We start from the raw sequence: 15,619 nt of genomic DNA, 5'->3' as shown, positions 1-15,619 counted from the left end.
CCTCCGCCGAAACTTGAAGCCCGGCCCTTGCGGCCGGGCTTTTTTTTTCCGAGACAGGCGTCAGGCCCGAGCCGGCAGGATTACCGGCGGCCCATCCACCGGTCCGGGCAGCAGTTCCACCGGCGTTTCGTAGACCTTGCTCAACAGGCTGGCCTCCAGGACCTGTTCGGGCCTGCCCTGCCGCACCAGATGGCCACCCTGTCCCTCGCCACCCGGCGCCAAGAGAGCCAGGCGATCGGCATTGCGGGCCGCCAGGTTCAGGTCGTGCAGCACGGCCAGCACGCCGAAACCGTACCGGGCAAGCCGCCGGGCCACCTCCATGACCGTCTGCTGGTGGCGCAGGTCCAGGCTGCTGGTGGGCTCGTCCAGCAGCAGGTAGCGGGCGCCCGCACCGGCGGGCGCGTCCCCCGGCTCCGGCCAGATCTGCGCCAGCACGCGCGCCAGTTCGACCCGCTGGCGCTCGCCGCCGGAAAGTTCCGTATAGCGGCGATCGGCCAGCGGCAGGACCTCCGCCAGGGCCATGACCTCTTCGGCCACCTGCCGGTCGCGCGCCGGTCCCGTGCGATGGGGCGAGCGCCCCAGACTGACCACCTCGCGCACCGTGAAGGCGAAGTTGAGCAGGCTGCCCTGGGGCAGCACGGCACGCCGCTGCGCCAGGCTGCGCGGATCCTGCGTCGCCAGCGGCTGCCCGTCCAGGCACACCCTGCCTTCCGTCGGACTCAGGCTGCCCGCCATCAGGCGCAGCAGGGTCGATTTTCCGGCGCCGTTGGGCCCCACCAGGGCGAGGAATTCGCCCGGTTTCACCGCCAGATCCACGGCCTGCAGGATCAGGCGCCCGCCCCGGCGCAGGCAGACGGATTCGGCGCTCAGCACAGCGCACCTCCCCCGCGGGCGCGTTGGCGCAGCAGCATCCAGAGGAAGAAAGGGCCGCCTACGCAGCTGGTCACGATGCCGATGGGCAGTTCCGCCGGCAGCACCAGGGTCCGCGCCAGCAGGTCGGCCAGCAGCAGCAGGGCCGCCCCCAGAACGGCCGAGGCGGGCAACAGGAAACGGTGGTCGGGACCGACGGCCAGGCGCACCAGATGCGGCACCACCAGGCCGACGAAGCCGATGATCCCGCAAAGCGCGACGGCGGCCCCGGTCGCCAGCGCGGCCAGCAACAGGACCGCCTTCTTGGTCCGTTCCACCCGGAATCCCAGATGCTCCGCCTCGGTCTCCCCGAGCAGCAGGACGTTCAGGGCGCGGCCCATGAACGGCAGGGCCAGGAGCGGCAGCACCAGGAAGGCCAGGGCCGGCAGCAGGGCCGACCAGTTGGCCCCGGCCACGCTGCCCAGCATCCAGAAATTGAGGTCTCGCAGCTGTTGGTCGTCACTGGCGAAGATCAGCAGCCCGATGCCCGCACCGGCGATGGCATTCAGGGCGACACCGGCCAGCAGCAAAGTCGCCACATCCGTCTGTCCGTGGCCGCTGGCCAGGCGATAGGCCAGCAGGACGGCCAGCAGACCGCCCCCGAAGGCGCCAAGCGGCAGCAGGTAGGGAAGGACGGCGGGCGGCACCCCGGCGAAGAGGGTTCCGCCGAAGACGATCGTGGTCGCGGCCGCCAGCGCCGCCCCGCTGGAGACGCCGATCAGGCCGGGATCGGCCAGGGGGTTGCGGAACAGGCCCTGCAGGGCGGCCCCCGAAACCGCGAGCCCGGCGCCGGCCAGCGCGGCCAGCAGGGTGCGCGGCAGGCGGATGTGCAGCAGGACCAGCTGCACCTGCTCCGGCACGCTGCCGGCACTGGAGAGCCCCAGGCCCTCGACCAGGGCAGCCACCACCTCGCCAGCCGGAATGCGGACCGCCCCGATGCCGAGCGACATCAGCACCACCGCCAACAGCCCCAGCAGCAGGCCCGTCATCAGCAGGCGCCGCCGCTCGGGCAGGCTGCGCAATGCAGGACGCGAGAAGGACAGGCTCAACAGCGCCATGGGCTCAGTGGCCTCCACGCGTGTCCGGCAACTCGACCCCGGGGTGCAACTTCGCCGCCAGGCTGCGCACGGCCTCGGGCGTGCGCACGCCGAAGCCCAGCAGCAGCAGGCTGTTCATGACCACCAGACGCTGCTCCGCGCCGGCCGGCGTGCCGGCAAGTTCGGGCCGCGCGAGAAGCGCCTCGCGGCCGCCCAGTGCGTCGAGGGTGCTCTTCGTGACCAGGACCACATCGGGGGCCGCCTCCAGCGCCGCTTCCGGACTCAGCGGCTTGAACCCCTCGAAGGCCGTCACGGCATTGGCGCCCCCGGCCAGGGAGATGATCCCGTCGGCCGCCGTTCCGCGGCCGCCCGCCATAGGCGCGCCCCGCCCGATCGAAAGCAGGAAGAGAACGCGCGGGCGCGACTCGGCCTCGGCCAGGGTCGTTTCCAGCGTGTTCAGTTCCGCCTCCAGGCGCTGTGCCAGGCGTTCGGCCTCCTGCTCGAGCTCCAGGGCCGTGCCGACGGCGCGGGTCTTCTCCGCCACGCCGGCCGGCGTGGGCGTATTGGGGATGGTCTCGATGCGCACGCCGGCGTCACGCAGCTGGGCCAGGGCCTCGGGCGGCCCGGCATCCTCCAGCGCCAGCACCAGGTCCGGATCCAGCGCCAGGATCGGCTCGGCCGAAAGGGACCGCAGGTAGCCTACGTCCGGCAAGCGCTCGAGCGCGTCCGGGGGATACAGGCTGGTGCTGTCCACGGCCACCAGCCGCTCCTCGGCGCCCAGTTCGTAGACGAGTTCCGTCACCGCCCCGCCGATGGAGACCACGCGCTCCGGCGCAGGCTCTCGGGCAGATGCCGGGGCGGTGACGGCAAGGCAAAGCAGGACGAGGAGTCCCTGGAGGAGACGGCGCCGAGGACCATGATCGTGCATGCTCATGTCGCCATTTCCTCCATCAGGTCGGCGACCAGCTGGCGCCAGTCCTCGCGTTCCGGCACGCCCGGCTTGCGCACCCCGAACATCTGCACGATCTGGCGCCCCTGCCCGTCATAGGCCTCGATGGAGGTGACGCGGCCGTCGCTGGTGGGCTTGCGTACCTGCCAGGTCGAGGCGATGCCGGGTTCGTGGAGATGCAGGTTGAAGCCCGCATCCAGCACGTTGAACCAGGCGCCGGTTTCGCGCAGGTTCGTGACCGGCCCGCCGTGGATCTGGATCACGCCCTGGCTGCCCACGAAGATCATGATCGGCACTTGGCGTTCGGCGGCAAGCTGCAGGGCCCGGCGGAACGCACCCTCCGGCAACCTGCTGGCATAGCCCGGCCCGGTCAGGCGCAAGGCCTGCAGGCGTCCCACACGATGTTGCTGCAGCAGGGGGCGGAAGTCGTGGGTGTCCTTGAGATCGTCCCAGGCGGTCCGCAAGGCGTCCACGTCGATCTCATCATCCGGCAGGTTCGGTTTCTCGCGATAGGCCTCCCGCACCTGGATAGCCGCAGTCTGGTCCGCGGCCTTCAGGCGCTCCGCCACGCTCCAGAACAGGGCCGGATCGCTGTCGGAGGCCGTATAGACCTTGTGCACGGCTGTCCCGGCCCGGTCGAAGATCTGCAGGCTGCGGCGCAGGCCGCTCCTCACCTCTTCCTCGACGGCAAAGGCGAAGCTCCAGCGATTGAAGAAGAGCCGTAGGTCGATCTCCGGGTCCAGCACCAGGCCATGCGCCTTCATCAGGCGGATGTCGCTGTAGGTGCCGTGCTTCTCGTGCACCGCATGCTCGTTGCGGGTCAGCGCCATGACCCGGCCCAGTTCGGGCAGGGCATTGACCAGTGCGTGCCAGTCCTCGCCCAGTCGCACCACGCCCTCGCCGATGCGGGCCGCCAACAGCTCGGCCTCGCTGACCTCCAGGCGCCGCGCCAGATCGCGGGCGCGCAGGCCCGGCTCCGCTGCCTTCAGGGCCGCCAGGCGCGTGGCCAGACCCGCGCCTGTGTCGTTTATGCCAGATACCTGTTCTTCCATGGATTCCTTCTCCTGAACTGAACCTCACCAGGTCAGCGTATAGCTGACCATGCCCTTGAAATTGCGCCCCGGTTCGGCGGCGTCGGTGTAGGTTTGGGCATAGGTCTTGTCGAAAATGTTATCGATCCCGACATCGATGCGCAGACCCTCCAGCGGCCCCTCCTGGGGCGCCCAGCCGGCGTAAACGTCGTGGACCACGTAGCCGTCGCGCTCTTCGGCCTCGGTGTTCACCTTGTCGAAGTCGTCGGCTGCCAGGATGCGCCAACCCATGAAGGAATCGAACTCCGGCAGCTTCAGCGTGCCGTCCAGGTTGACGCGGCGCGGAAACAGCACGCCAAGCTTCTCGCCGGTGTCCTCGTTCTCGCCGTCGATATCGGCATAATTGGCCGCCAGGCGAAAGCGCGGATGATCGTACGAGGCTTCGATTTCGTTGCCCGACAGCTTGGCGTCGGCGACATTCACGTTCTGTGTGGTGCCGTTGCAGTTTGGCGGGAAACAGGCCGGCGGACCCGGCTGGATCACTTCGACGTCAATGAAGTCCTGGCCCTTGGTCCAGTAGCGTGACCCCTTGATCTGGAAGCGGTCGCGCTCTTCGAAGATCCCTTCGAAGTCAAGACCCGCGCCAACTTCCACAGTCCGGGTCTTTTGCGGCTTGAGGTCGGGATTGGGCACGAAGTTGTTGACCCCGAAACCCGGAATCTGGAAGTGAACGCCCGAGGGATAAAGTTCGCCGAAGGTGGGCGCTCGGAAGGCCTCACCGTAGCTGGCAAACAACAGGCTCCAGTCCGTCGGCAGGTAGCTGGCCCCAATGCGCGGAGACAGGGCGGTATCCTCGTTGTCCTCGGCGCCTTCGCTGCTGGACTTGTAGTAATCGTAACGCAGCCCTGGGATCACCAGAAACTTGCCCGGCAGCACGCCAAGGGGCTCCCTGAAGGAGAACTCCCCTTGCAGGAAGGCGCCCGCATAGTCCGATTCCGCATCAGGCACGGCGTCCCGGGAACCACCATTGGCGCGTCCGGTCTGCGTGTCCCTGTGCGCCTCCACACCATAGGTGAAGGTGACGTCAGTGCTCTCGGAGAACTGAAAATGGGAGTGGTTTTCACCCCTGAACCCCAGCGTCTCGATACGCCGGAACAGGCGCTCGCCTTCCGGCCCGGCCCCCAGATCGTCCAGGCGCAGGTCCTCCACGCTGTTCTCCGCGTAATAGGCGGTCACCTGAGGGTTGAGCAGGGGTGCGTCGGGATTGTCGTAACTGTAGGAGAGGCGGAAGGTCCGGTTGCGGATGTCCTTCTCGACCTTGTCCTGCCCACCGGGGCCCTGGCCGTTGATGGGCTCGCGGGCGTCATTGTTGAAGAACATTGCCGAGGCTTCCAGGTTGTGATGGTCGCCCAGCGTCACATCGGTCTTCAACAGGCCCGAGACGATATCGTCATTGGTATTGGTCAGTGTGTTGCCATCGCCAAGCTCGATCTGTCCCGAAGCGCGGCGCGTCACGCTGGCCAGCAGGCCAACGTTCTCGTCAGGGCGTGCAGCGGCCGTGGTGGTAGCATGCCATTCCCGATTGACGCTCTGGCCACCCAGTCCGGTCCGCAGACCTATGGTGTCCCCTGGATCCAGGATGTCATCGGGCCCAATGGTGCGCAGCTCGATCACACCGCCCGTTGCACCGCTGCCGTAGAGCGAGGAACTGGAGCCGCGCAGAACTTCGGCCTCGCGCAGCAGGCTGGGATCGACGAACAGCCGACCGCTGTGTCCCGAGAGGAAATTCTGACGGGCCCCATCCAGCAGGATGACGAGATCCGCTCCGCTGAAGCCACGGATGCTTGGCATTTCGCCGGTGCGACGAGGGCCGCCGGTAAACTGGACGCCCGGAAGATACCCCAGGACATCGTCCATGCTCGAAGGCTGGCGGCGCTCGATCTCCTCGCGATCGACCACCGAGACCATGCCCGGATAGTCGAAGGCGGCCACGGGGTTGCGTGTGGCAGTGATGCTGACAGGGTCCAGGTTGAATTCCTCGACAGCGGCCAGCTGTTCCTGCCCACCATCCTGTGCCAGGGCCGGTGCCAAAGCACTTGTCGCAAGACAGAGTCCCAATCCTGTAGCGGTCAGGCATACGCGGTGAAAATCTTTCATGATCGGCTTCCCCTCGTTTTCTGGGAACCGCGGCGGGGTGCCGTGCGCGGATGCCTGACCCTTCATCCGTGCTACGAGCTTCAGCCCCTGAACCTTCACCACGAAGGCTCGGCGGTTCCCTTCTGGGGGAGAGCAATATAAATATTGAGACTCATTTGCAATGAAAATGCGTCTCAATAATGTCCCGCTTCAGTCTTTCTTTGTCTGAGACGGCGCGTCAGGCACCGGCGATCGTCATCCGTTTTGTCTCTCCAGATGCCGGCGCAGCAGGCGCAGGTTGATCTGGTTCGCCTTGAAGCCGACGTCGAAGATCGTTCCCACCAGCGGCACCGACCCGGCCGTCCAGTCCAGGCCTACATTGGCCGCCATGCGCAGCAGGAGCGGTTTCGAAGCCCCCAGGTCGGCGGCCTGCCAGAGGATGTAGGCCGACACGCAGGCGGTGGCCGTGTCACCCACCAGCGGCAGGATACTGGCCAACCCATCCAGGCCGAACCGGATACCGGTCCCGGGAATGCGCCAGCGCGTGTCCAGCAGGTCAGCCAGGCGCTCCAGGCGTGCCAGACGCTCGTCCCTGGTCGCAGGATCGGATCGTCCTTCTAGGCTGGAGGTCATCGATGACATTCGCTAAAGATGGGACGTAACAGTCTCTGCTCAAGGAGAGACGCTGTCGGGGAGGACACGAGAACATTCCGTGTTTGTTCTTTCGACATCTTGGGAGTCGCGTTTTGATCAACCCTATAACTGGATATTGTTCTGGTTTACGCTTCTCCTGTTTCCGGTTTGTCCCCGTGATCGGGGCTCTCGGAGATTCGCCGAGTCGTTTCGCCCATAACCAGAGAAAGCACCGAGCTTCATGACACCTCCGTCCCCCGATTCGTCCCCTGCCATGCTGCGGGCCCGCCAGGACCCCAGGATCTATCAGCCCTTCATGCGTCTTGCCCGCCTGCTGGAGGGCGAGCAACCGGGGGCCTCCCCGCTGCCGGACGGCAGCCCGATCAGCCTGTCCATCGGCGACCCTCAGCTTCCGACGCCGGCCCTGTTGGCCGAAACCCTGGCTGCCCATCCCGACGAATGGTCGAGCTATCCGCCCTTTCGCGGAACAGAGGACTTCCGGAACGCCTGCCACGACTGGCTGCACCGCCGCTACGAGCTGGCGGACGGGACGCTGGATGCCGAGCGCCAGATCCTGCCCCTGCCGGGCAGCCGCGAAGGTCTGTTCTTCGCAACGCTGACGGCCATCAACAGGGGGGCCGCCGAGGGCCGTACCAAGGTCCTGATTCCCTCGCCCGGCTATCACGTCTATGCCGGCAGCGCGCTGGCTGCCGGCGCCGAACCGGTCTTCGTTCCCGCCCGGGCCGACAACAACTTCCTGCCGGATTACGAATCGCTTCCGGCCGAAATCCTGGACCGCACCGCCATTTCCTTCTTCTGCTCGCCCTCGAACCCCGAGGGGGCCGTGGCCTCGCGCGAGCAGTGGCGCGCCTGGATCGAACTGGCCCAGCGCCACGGCTTCGTGCTGGCCGCCGATGAGTGCTATGCCGACATCTATACCGACGAGCCGCCGGCCGGGCTTCTGGAAGCTGTCCAGGGTCCGGAAGGAACGCAAGGCCTGCTGGCCTTCCACTCCCTGTCCAAGCGCTCCAGCGCTGCGGGGCTGCGTTCCGGATTCGTGGCCGGCGATGCCGATCTGGTTGACGGAATCGACGCCTTCATGCGCTATGGTGGGGCCAGCGTACCGACGCCGATCCTGCACGCCAGCGCCGCTCTCTGGCGCGATGAGGCACATGTGGTGGACACGCGCTGCTATTACCGGACGCTCTTCGAGATGGCCGAGGAAAAACTCTGGGCCAAGACCGGATGGCGCATGCCCGCGGGCGGGTTCTTCGCCTGGCTGGAAGTGGGGGACGGCGAGGCCTTCGCACGCCGTGCCTGGACAGAGGCAGGATTGCGTGTGCTTCCCGGACGCTATCTCTGCCCCGAGGAAGAGGGTGCCGACCCGGCCGACAATCCCGGCGCCCCCTATATCCGCGTCGCCCTGGTCCATGAACCCGCCGTCACCGAGAAGGCGCTGGACCGCTTGGCGGAAATGCTCTAGAGCGAACACCGCTTCACGATAAGGAGCCGAAAGGCAATATGGCCGCTTCACGCAGTACAGGTACAGGCAGGCGTACACGGCTGTTTCCCTCCGGCGCCGGCGGTTTCCTGCGCCTGCGCCTGATCGAGCTTTCCGGTCTCGGAGTCATCCTGCTGGGGCTGCTGCTGGCGGTGATCTGCTTCAGCTACGATCCCCTGGACCCCTCCTTCAACCGGGCCGCCCGCGATCAGGTGAACAACCTGCTGGGCCTGCCCGGCGCCTACCTGGCCGATGTCCTGATGCAGAGCCTGGGCATGGCCGCCTTTTTTCTCTGCGGCCTGTTCATTGCCTGGGGCTGGCGTCTCATCCGCTCCCACGCCGTGCCGCGGTGGTGGCTCAGACTTCTGGCCGGCCTCTTCGCGGTCCTCTTTGCCGCCACTACCCTGGCCGCCGTGCCGGCCCCGGCCAGCTGGCCGCTGCGCAGTGGCCTGGGCGGCTTTTCCGGCGCCCTGATCCTCGGCCATGCCTACCAGGCCAGCAATCTCCTGCCCGCCATGCTGGCGGTGGCCTCCGGTGCCCTGGCCCTCTTTCTCGGGCTTTTCAGCTTGGCGGTGAGTCTCGGCGAGTGGCGCGCCTTGGGGCGCGGACCGACGCATCTGCTGCAGGCCGCGATGCGTCTGCTGCAGCGGCGCAATGACACACAGACCGAAGACGCGCCCCCCGTACGTGCCAGCCGGCAGAAGAAAGCACGCAAGCGTACGGACACTGGCGGCAAATCCGAAAAGGCAGCTGCCGAGCCCGCCAAGCCCGCCGCGACGGCACCCGAGCCCAGCGAGAGCGACCTGATCGCCCCGCGGGCACCGCGCCCGGCCCAGGGCAAGAAGGCCCAGCAGGATGCCCAGGGCAGCCTGGCGCTCGGTCCCGGCGGGTACGAGGCACCTCCCCTTTCCCTGCTGACGGAACCCAAGTCCAATCCCGAGGCACAGCTCAACCGCGATGCGCTGGAAAAGAACGCGCGGCTGCTGGAAGGCGTCCTGCAGGATTTCGGTGTGCGCGGGGAAATCGTGAAGATCCGGCCCGGCCCCGTCGTCACGCGCTATGAACTGGAACCGGCGCCCGGCACCAAGACCACCCGGGTCATAAACCTGGCCGACGACATTGCCCGCTCCATGTCCGCCGTATCGGTGCGTGTGGCCGTCGTTCCGGGATCCAGCACCATCGGGATCGAACTGCCCAACGCCAAACGCGAGACGGTCTACCTGCGCGAATTGCTGGCCGCCGAGGCCTTCGAGCAGTCCAAGGGCAGCCTGCCGCTCGTCCTCGGTAAGGACATCGGCGGCATGCCCCAGGTCGTGGATCTGGCGCGTATGCCCCACCTGCTGATCGCCGGCACCACCGGCTCCGGCAAGTCGGTGGGCATCAATGCCATGATCTTCTCCCTGCTCTATCGCCTGCCGCCTGAGCGCTGCCGCATGATCATGGTGGATCCCAAGATGCTGGAGCTCAGCATCTACGACGGCATTCCGCACCTGCTGACGCCGGTGGTCACCGAGCCCAAGAAGGCCGTGGTCGCCCTCAAGTGGGTGGTGCGCGAGATGGAGAATCGCTATCGCTCAATGTCGCTGCTGGGGGTGCGCAACATCGACGGCTACAACGCCCGCATCGAGGAGGCTCGCAAGTCAGGCCAGGTGCTGACCCGGCGCGTCCAGACCGGCTTCGATCCGGACACCGGACAGCCGATCCACGAGGAGGAAGCCTTCGACCTGGAGCCGCTGCCCTACATTGTGGTGGTGGTCGACGAGATGGCCGACCTGATGCTGGTCGCCGGCAAGGAGGTCGAGGCCGCCATCCAGCGCCTGGCCCAGATGGCACGCGCCGCCGGCATCCACCTGATCATGGCCACCCAGCGTCCCTCCGTTGACGTCATCACAGGGACCATCAAGGCCAACTTCCCGACCCGCATCTCCTTCCACGTCACCTCCAAGATCGACAGCCGGACCATCCTGGGCGAATCCGGGGCCGAGCACCTGCTGGGCATGGGCGACATGCTCTACATGGCCCACGGCGGCCGCATCTCGCGTATTCACGGGCCCTTTGTCAGCGATGCCGAGGTCGAGAGCGTGGTCGCGCACATGAAGGCCCAGGGCCAGCCGGCCTTCGTCGAGGGGCTGACCGAGGAAAGCGGCGACGAGTCCGGCTTCCCCGGCCTGCTGGGGGGCGACGACGGCGCCGGCTCGGGCGACGAACTCTACGCCCGGGCGCTGGCCGTGGTGGCCCAGCACCGCAAGGCCTCGACGTCCTTCATCCAGCGCCAGCTGCAGATCGGCTACAACCGCGCCGCGCGCCTGATTGAGCAGATGGAGGCCGAAGGCGTGGTCGGGCCGGCCAACCACGTGGGACGCCGCGAGGTCCTGCTGCCGGATCATGGAGATCACGGCTGAGCCCCATTCGCGCCCTTGAAAGGCCTTAATGGGGCCGCACCTATAGACTGTTCGTTACATCACGACGAAAGCAGGATCCGCAATGCGCGTTCTCTCAAGCCTCCCCGCCCCTTCCGTCGCGCTCTCGCAGAGCAACTGGCTTGTCTGGCTGGCACCGATCTTCGCCGCCCTGGCCCTGCTGGTGTACCCCCTTACCGCCCAGGCCGAGTTGAGCGAAGACCAGCAAGAGCTGGTGGAAGAGGTGGAAAGCTACCTGAACGACATCGACACCATGGAAGGCCGCTTCGTACAGGTCACCTCCACCGGCAATTATGCCGAGGGCGATGTGGCCCTCCAGCGGCCGGGACGGATGCGCTTTGAATACGACAAGCCCAACCCCACGCTGCTGGTGGCCGACGGCTTCAACCTGACGGTCTACGACCGCGAACTGGACGAAGCCACCATGCTGCCATTGCGCCAGACTCCCCTCTGGCTGCTCCTGCGCGAAGATGTTTCCTTCACTGCGGAAGACTTGGAGATCCTCGATGTGATGGAGCGCGATGGCACCATCGCAATTCTGATGCAGCAAGCCGATGAGCCCGGCATGGGAAAGATCGAGATTCATGTCTCCACGGATCCCATGCGGCTCAAGCGCTGGATCGTCACCGATGCGCAGGGCGTGGAGACCACCGTCTCCCTGGCGAACATCGAATACGGCGTCGATTTCCAGCCGCGCACCTTCGACGTCCAGAACCTGCCGGGCGTGATGGCACCGGGCATGGACCCCCGGCGCGGCCGGTGAGCATATGTCACCGTCCCCTTGCTCCCTTGCGCGTCCCGAGCCGAAAGGGACGCAGAAGAAGGCTGGCATAGGGACGCTCGTCTTCCCGCTCAACGCCTATGGGCATGACGGGATCGCGGGCTGTCGGACTGCGTGAGGCGAAGAGCGGATCCCAGAAACTGAACAGCGTCCCGTAGTTGGAATCGGTATCGCGCTGGCGGGCATGGTGATGGACCCAGTGGATCGAGGGCGTGATGAACAGGCGGGCCAGCACTCTCTCTGTTCGGGGCGGCAGCCGCAGGTTCGAGTGATGGAAGATGGTGGCCATCAGGACCAGCGTCTCGAAGACCAGGATCGAGCTTACGGGAAAGCCCAGCAGGATGATCACGCCGGCGCGCGCCATAGCCGAAAGCAGGACCTCGCCGAAATGGAAGCGCAGCGCGCTGCTGCTGTCGAGAAAGCGGTCCAGGTGGTGAACCTCGTGGAAACGCCAGAGGAAGGGCAGCTCGTGATTCGCCCGATGCCACCAGTAAATCAGGAAATCCAGGAGAACCAGGTCGAGCGCCAGTCCGGCTGCTCCGGACCACCAGTCCGGCCGCCAGTCCAGCGAATGGGCTGCGGCCCAGACCGAAAGAGGCACGACCACCAGGGGAGCAAGCCCCGTGTTGAGCACCCAGAGGCCCAGGTTGCGGATAACCCGCCCCATGGAGAGCAGCAGCGTCCCGGGCACACCGGTCAGAGAACGGCCGCCCTCGGGCCGGGGAAACGGCGCAGCGGGAAAGAAGCGCTCCAGCACGAAGAACGCGGCGAACCAGCCGGCGACGATCAGGCTTTTCCAGGCCAGCAGGCTTTCGGTCGTGAGCTCCATAGCCCTCAGTCTAGGGCGCCCAGCGCGCTGGACAAGGCCCGGCACCCTCCGGAGCGGCACGCCCGCAAACCGTAAAAGGACTTGAGAGAGTCCGGCCGCGGCGCTAGGACACATGTCCATGATATCCGCATCCACGCGCCCCCTGGTGGCTCTGCCGGCCTGTACACGGCAGATCGACTCGGCGCCCTGTCACATCATTGGCGACAAGTACCTGCGAGCCGTCAGCGAGACCGCGGGCCTGCTCCCCGTCATGTTCCCGGCCTTCGGGGAGGCGCTGGAGGTGGAGTCCCTGCTGGACGGAATTTCGGGCCTCGTGCTGACCGGCAGCCCTTCGAACGTCCATCCCCGGCGGTACGATCAGGACGAGACGTCGGAGCATGCCCCCTTCGACGAAGCGCGGGACGGTGCCACGCTGTCCCTGATTTCGGCCGCCCTGGACCGCGGCCTGCCGCTGTTCGCAATCTGCCGGGGCATGCAGGAGCTGAACGTTGCCCTGGGCGGCAGTCTCTCTCCGGCGGTTCACGACTTGCCCGGCCGCCTGGATCATCGCCGCCCGGACAGCCCGGACCCGGATGTCCAGTACGGCCCGCGTCACGAGATCGAAATCGAACCGGATGGCCTGCTTTCAACCCTGCTTCCCGAAGGTGATACCCCGATCGAGGTCAATTCCCTGCATCGTCAGGCCATAGATCGCCTGGCACAGGACCTGAAGATCGAAGCACGCGCCCCGGACGGCACGATCGAGGCCGTGCGCTACAACAAGGGCAAGGGCTTCGTTCTCGGGGTGCAATGGCATCCGGAGTACAAGGCTGGAAACAACCCGGTATCCCAGGCCCTGTTCCAGGCCTTTGCGCGTGCGGTGCGCCATTTTGCCGCAGGCAAACACCGGGTTTGAAGTCCCAACTTTCCAATCGTGGAAGACTCGCGGACTCGGCGGGCGTGTGTTGCATACGGGGAATGACGCGCGCCGCTCCATGCGGGGATTGCAGGCCCCTTACCCTTCTTATCTATTGCAACGGGCGCAAACTGCTCTACATTTAATGTTAAAGGTGATGTCTATGAAATCACCTGATTAGTGGGAGCCTGAGGTCCCCTGCCAAAACTCCCACGTCTCCGCGGAGCTACGGAACGCCCGGCTGCCCCCCGACCGGGCGTTCCTTTTTTGTGCTCCCTGCATTTGCCCGTTTCCGCCGCTCATTATAAAGCATTTCAATCTTCTCCGTAGCATACGACCTGCCTTGGACGCGGGTGAATTCTTGTCTCCGCCGGTTTTATGATCCGCTCGCTTTGCTTATGATCCCCCTCCTGGTTGACCCATTGAAATCCTGTTCTTGGAGGATCTTCCCTCGTGAGTCTGAAAATCGCCACATGGAACGTCAACTCCCTGCGCCAGCGTCTTACGCATCTGGAACGCCTGGCGGAGGACCAGGCACCCGACGTGATCTGCCTGCAGGAAACGAAGGTGGACGACCCGCTGTTCCCGGGGGACGCCCTGGCCGAGATGGGCTACAGCCATCAGGTCTTCCGCGGCCAGAAGGCCTACAACGGCGTGGCGATCCTCTCCCGTATTCCCTTCAAGCGGCGGGACCACAGGATCTGGTGCCAGAAGGACGACAAGCGCCATGTGGAGGTCACCCTGCCCGGTGGCCTGGAACTGCACAATTTCTATGTCCCTTCAGGAGGCTCCATCCCGGACCCGGAGAAGAACGACAAGTTCGCGCACAAGCTGTCCTTCCTCGAGGAGATGGCGCAGTGGGCCAGATCGCAGACGCGCGGGCGCAAGGTCCTGATCGTCGGCGACCTGAATGTGGCGCCCCTGGAAAACGACGTCTGGAACCACAAACGCCTGGTGCGCAGTATCGGTCACACGCCCGGCGAATCCCAGCGTATCGCCGACCTGCTCGAGGCCGGCGCCCTGGTCGACGCGCCGCGACAGTTCACTCCGCCGGACCAGCCGCTCTACAGCTGGTGGGGTTATCGTTTCCCCCAGGCCTTCGAACGCGATTACGGCTGGCGCCTGGATCATGCCTTCGCGTCCCAGTCGCTCATGCCGGAAATCCGGCGCATCGAGACCCTGCGCGACGCACGGAGCTGGCAAAAGCCCTCCGACCATGTCCCCGTGATCGTTGAACTGGCCGCGTGAACGACGCCCTGCCCATACGGCTGCACTATCCGGCCGGTCAGTTGCTGGGGGACGACCTGCGCGCCCTGGCCGGCCTGGTCTTTGCCCTCGGCCTGCTGTTGGCCTCGGACTTCGCACCGCTCGCCGTATGGATCTGCGGGCCGCTGGCCCTGCTTTTCCTGCTGTTCGGCCTCAGAACCCTGCTGATGCATGTAACCGAGGGCCGGCTGGAGGACTCCGGTCTGGAACGGCGCATCGGCCTGTCCACCTGGGGGGCACACCGCCGCATGAACTGGCGCGACCTGGAAGGCTTGCGCTTGCGCTACTATGCCACCCGACGCCAGCGCCGCGAGGGAGAAGGCGGCTATTTCCAGCTGACCCTGCGCGATCCACGCGGACGGATGAAATTCGAATCCACGCTGGCCGGTTTCGAAGACCTGATCGAGGCCGCCGTGGCGGCAGCGCGCCACAAGGGGCTGTCCCTGGATGAAACCACGTGCGACAGCCTGCTGCACATGGGGCTCGATCCCCGGGCCTGAGACCGGCCTCTAGGGCAGCAGGCGATAGCCCCCCGCTTCGGTGGTCAGGATCTTGGCGTCCGAGGGATCCTGCTCGATTTTCTGGCGCAGGCGATAGATGTGGGTTTCCAGCGTGTGCGTCGTCACCCCGGCATTGTAGCCCCAGACCTCGTCCAACAGCGTATCGCGTGGCACCGGACGCTCGCCGGCGCGGAACAGATAGCGCAGGATCTGGGTCTCCTTTTCCGTCAGACGGATCTTCCGGCCGCTGTCGTTGTCCACCAGGGTCTTGGAGACCGGGTGGAAACTGTAAGGTCCGATGGAAAGCACCGCGTTCTCGCTGTGGTCATGCTGGCGCAATTGGGCACGCAGGCGGGCCAGCAGAACAGCCAACCGGAAGGGTTTCGTCACATAGTCGTTGGCGCCGGAATCCAGCCCCAGAATGGCGTCGGCATCGCTGTCCATGGCCGTCAGCATGATGATCGGGGCCTTCACGCCACCCCGGCGCAGCAACCGGCAGAGATCGCGCCCGTCCATGTCCGGCAGGCCGACGTCCAGCAACAGCGCATCGAAATATTCGGCCCGCCCCAGCCGCAGGGCCTGCTCTCCGTTTTCGGCTTCGTGGGTGATGAACTCCTCGTGCAGGCGCAACTGGTCGCACAGCGTGGCGCGCAGTTCCGCGTCATCATCGACCAGCAGGATCTTGCGTGGAGCAGCGGCGCGCATCTCGTTCTATTGCCTTCCCGGCTCAGG

14 protein-coding genes are annotated in these 15,619 nt (G+C 66.0%); 6 read left to right on the top strand and 8 right to left on the bottom strand.

Annotated features, from left to right (window positions below; translation table 11 throughout):
* Positions 1 to 60: 60 nt before the first annotated feature.
* The 6 genes from ACFOW6_RS10055 to ACFOW6_RS10030 form a co-directional block, all read right to left on the bottom strand.
* The gene (locus ACFOW6_RS10055) at positions 61 to 873 is read right to left on the bottom strand and encodes a heme ABC transporter ATP-binding protein (protein ID WP_382422229.1); all 813 of its coding nucleotides are present in this window, start codon (positions 871 to 873) and stop codon (positions 61 to 63) included.
* Entirely contained in the window at positions 867 to 1,967 is a 1,101-nt protein-coding gene (locus ACFOW6_RS10050; protein WP_382422228.1) for a FecCD family ABC transporter permease, read from the bottom strand. Before ACFOW6_RS10050 ends, ACFOW6_RS10055 begins: the two co-directional genes overlap by 7 nt.
* A 4-nt stretch (positions 1,968 to 1,971) precedes the next feature.
* On the bottom strand, positions 1,972 to 2,880 hold the full coding sequence (locus ACFOW6_RS10045) for a heme/hemin ABC transporter substrate-binding protein (protein WP_382422227.1): 909 nt from the start codon (positions 2,878 to 2,880) through the stop codon (positions 1,972 to 1,974).
* Positions 2,877 to 3,947, bottom strand: a complete 1,071-nt coding sequence (locus tag ACFOW6_RS10040) for a hemin-degrading factor (protein ID WP_382422226.1) — start codon at positions 3,945 to 3,947, stop codon at positions 2,877 to 2,879. Before ACFOW6_RS10040 ends, ACFOW6_RS10045 begins: the two co-directional genes overlap by 4 nt.
* 24 nt (positions 3,948 to 3,971) lie before the next feature.
* Positions 3,972 to 6,083, bottom strand: coding sequence for a TonB-dependent receptor domain-containing protein (locus ACFOW6_RS10035; RefSeq protein ID WP_382422225.1), 2,112 nt, complete (start codon positions 6,081 to 6,083; stop codon positions 3,972 to 3,974).
* A gap of 234 nt (positions 6,084 to 6,317) precedes the next feature.
* A complete protein-coding gene (locus ACFOW6_RS10030; RefSeq protein ID WP_382422224.1) occupies positions 6,318 to 6,695 on the bottom strand; it encodes a DUF4112 domain-containing protein in 378 nt (125 codons plus the stop codon).
* Positions 6,696 to 6,936: 241 nt separating this feature from the next.
* Between ACFOW6_RS10030 and ACFOW6_RS10025 the strand changes: the two genes are divergently transcribed.
* The 3 genes from ACFOW6_RS10025 (at position 6,937) to ACFOW6_RS10015 (ending at position 11,379) form a co-directional block, all read left to right on the top strand.
* Positions 6,937 to 8,178, top strand: a complete 1,242-nt coding sequence (locus ACFOW6_RS10025; protein ID WP_382422223.1) for an aminotransferase class I/II-fold pyridoxal phosphate-dependent enzyme — start codon at positions 6,937 to 6,939, stop codon at positions 8,176 to 8,178.
* A 38-nt stretch (positions 8,179 to 8,216) separates the two neighbouring features.
* Positions 8,217 to 10,598 (top strand): DNA translocase FtsK, encoded by a 2,382-nt coding sequence (locus ACFOW6_RS10020; protein WP_382422222.1) that lies wholly within the window; start codon positions 8,217 to 8,219, stop codon positions 10,596 to 10,598.
* 82 nt (positions 10,599 to 10,680) lie between these two features.
* Positions 10,681 to 11,379, top strand: coding sequence for a LolA family protein (locus ACFOW6_RS10015; protein WP_382422221.1), 699 nt, complete (start codon positions 10,681 to 10,683; stop codon positions 11,377 to 11,379).
* 7 nt (positions 11,380 to 11,386) lie between these two features.
* Here ACFOW6_RS10015 and ACFOW6_RS10010 read toward each other — a convergent pair whose 3' ends face one another.
* On the bottom strand, positions 11,387 to 12,226 hold the full coding sequence (locus ACFOW6_RS10010) for a sterol desaturase family protein (protein ID WP_382422220.1): 840 nt from the start codon (positions 12,224 to 12,226) through the stop codon (positions 11,387 to 11,389).
* 118 nt (positions 12,227 to 12,344) lie between these two features.
* On the opposite strand from ACFOW6_RS10010, the gene ACFOW6_RS10005 reads away from it, so the two are divergent.
* The 3 genes from ACFOW6_RS10005 to ACFOW6_RS09995 all read left to right on the top strand — a co-directional run bounded on the left by ACFOW6_RS10005 (position 12,345) and on the right by ACFOW6_RS09995 (position 14,887).
* Positions 12,345 to 13,121 carry a gamma-glutamyl-gamma-aminobutyrate hydrolase family protein gene (locus ACFOW6_RS10005; RefSeq protein ID WP_382422219.1) on the top strand — a complete coding sequence of 259 codons (777 nt, stop codon included), beginning with the start codon at positions 12,345 to 12,347 and terminating at the stop codon, positions 13,119 to 13,121.
* A 453-nt stretch (positions 13,122 to 13,574) separates the two neighbouring features.
* Positions 13,575 to 14,369 carry an exodeoxyribonuclease III gene (gene xth / locus ACFOW6_RS10000; protein ID WP_382422218.1) on the top strand — a complete coding sequence of 265 codons (795 nt, stop codon included), beginning with the start codon at positions 13,575 to 13,577 and terminating at the stop codon, positions 14,367 to 14,369.
* The gene (locus ACFOW6_RS09995) at positions 14,366 to 14,887 is read left to right on the top strand and encodes a hypothetical protein (protein ID WP_382422217.1); all 522 of its coding nucleotides are present in this window, start codon (positions 14,366 to 14,368) and stop codon (positions 14,885 to 14,887) included. The genes xth and ACFOW6_RS09995 overlap by 4 nt, the downstream gene beginning before the upstream one ends.
* A 9-nt stretch (positions 14,888 to 14,896) precedes the next feature.
* Here ACFOW6_RS09995 and ACFOW6_RS09990 read toward each other — a convergent pair whose 3' ends face one another.
* Positions 14,897 to 15,592, bottom strand: coding sequence for a response regulator transcription factor (locus ACFOW6_RS09990; protein ID WP_382422216.1), 696 nt, complete (start codon positions 15,590 to 15,592; stop codon positions 14,897 to 14,899).
* Positions 15,593 to 15,619 lie beyond the last annotated feature (27 nt).

It is taken from the genome of Fodinicurvata halophila (genome assembly GCF_042651425.1).
Lineage (GTDB): Bacteria > Pseudomonadota > Alphaproteobacteria > Kiloniellales > DSM-21159 > Fodinicurvata > Fodinicurvata halophila.
The sequence above is the reverse complement of the archived record's forward strand: the minus strand, read 5'-3'. Positions and strand labels throughout refer to the sequence as shown.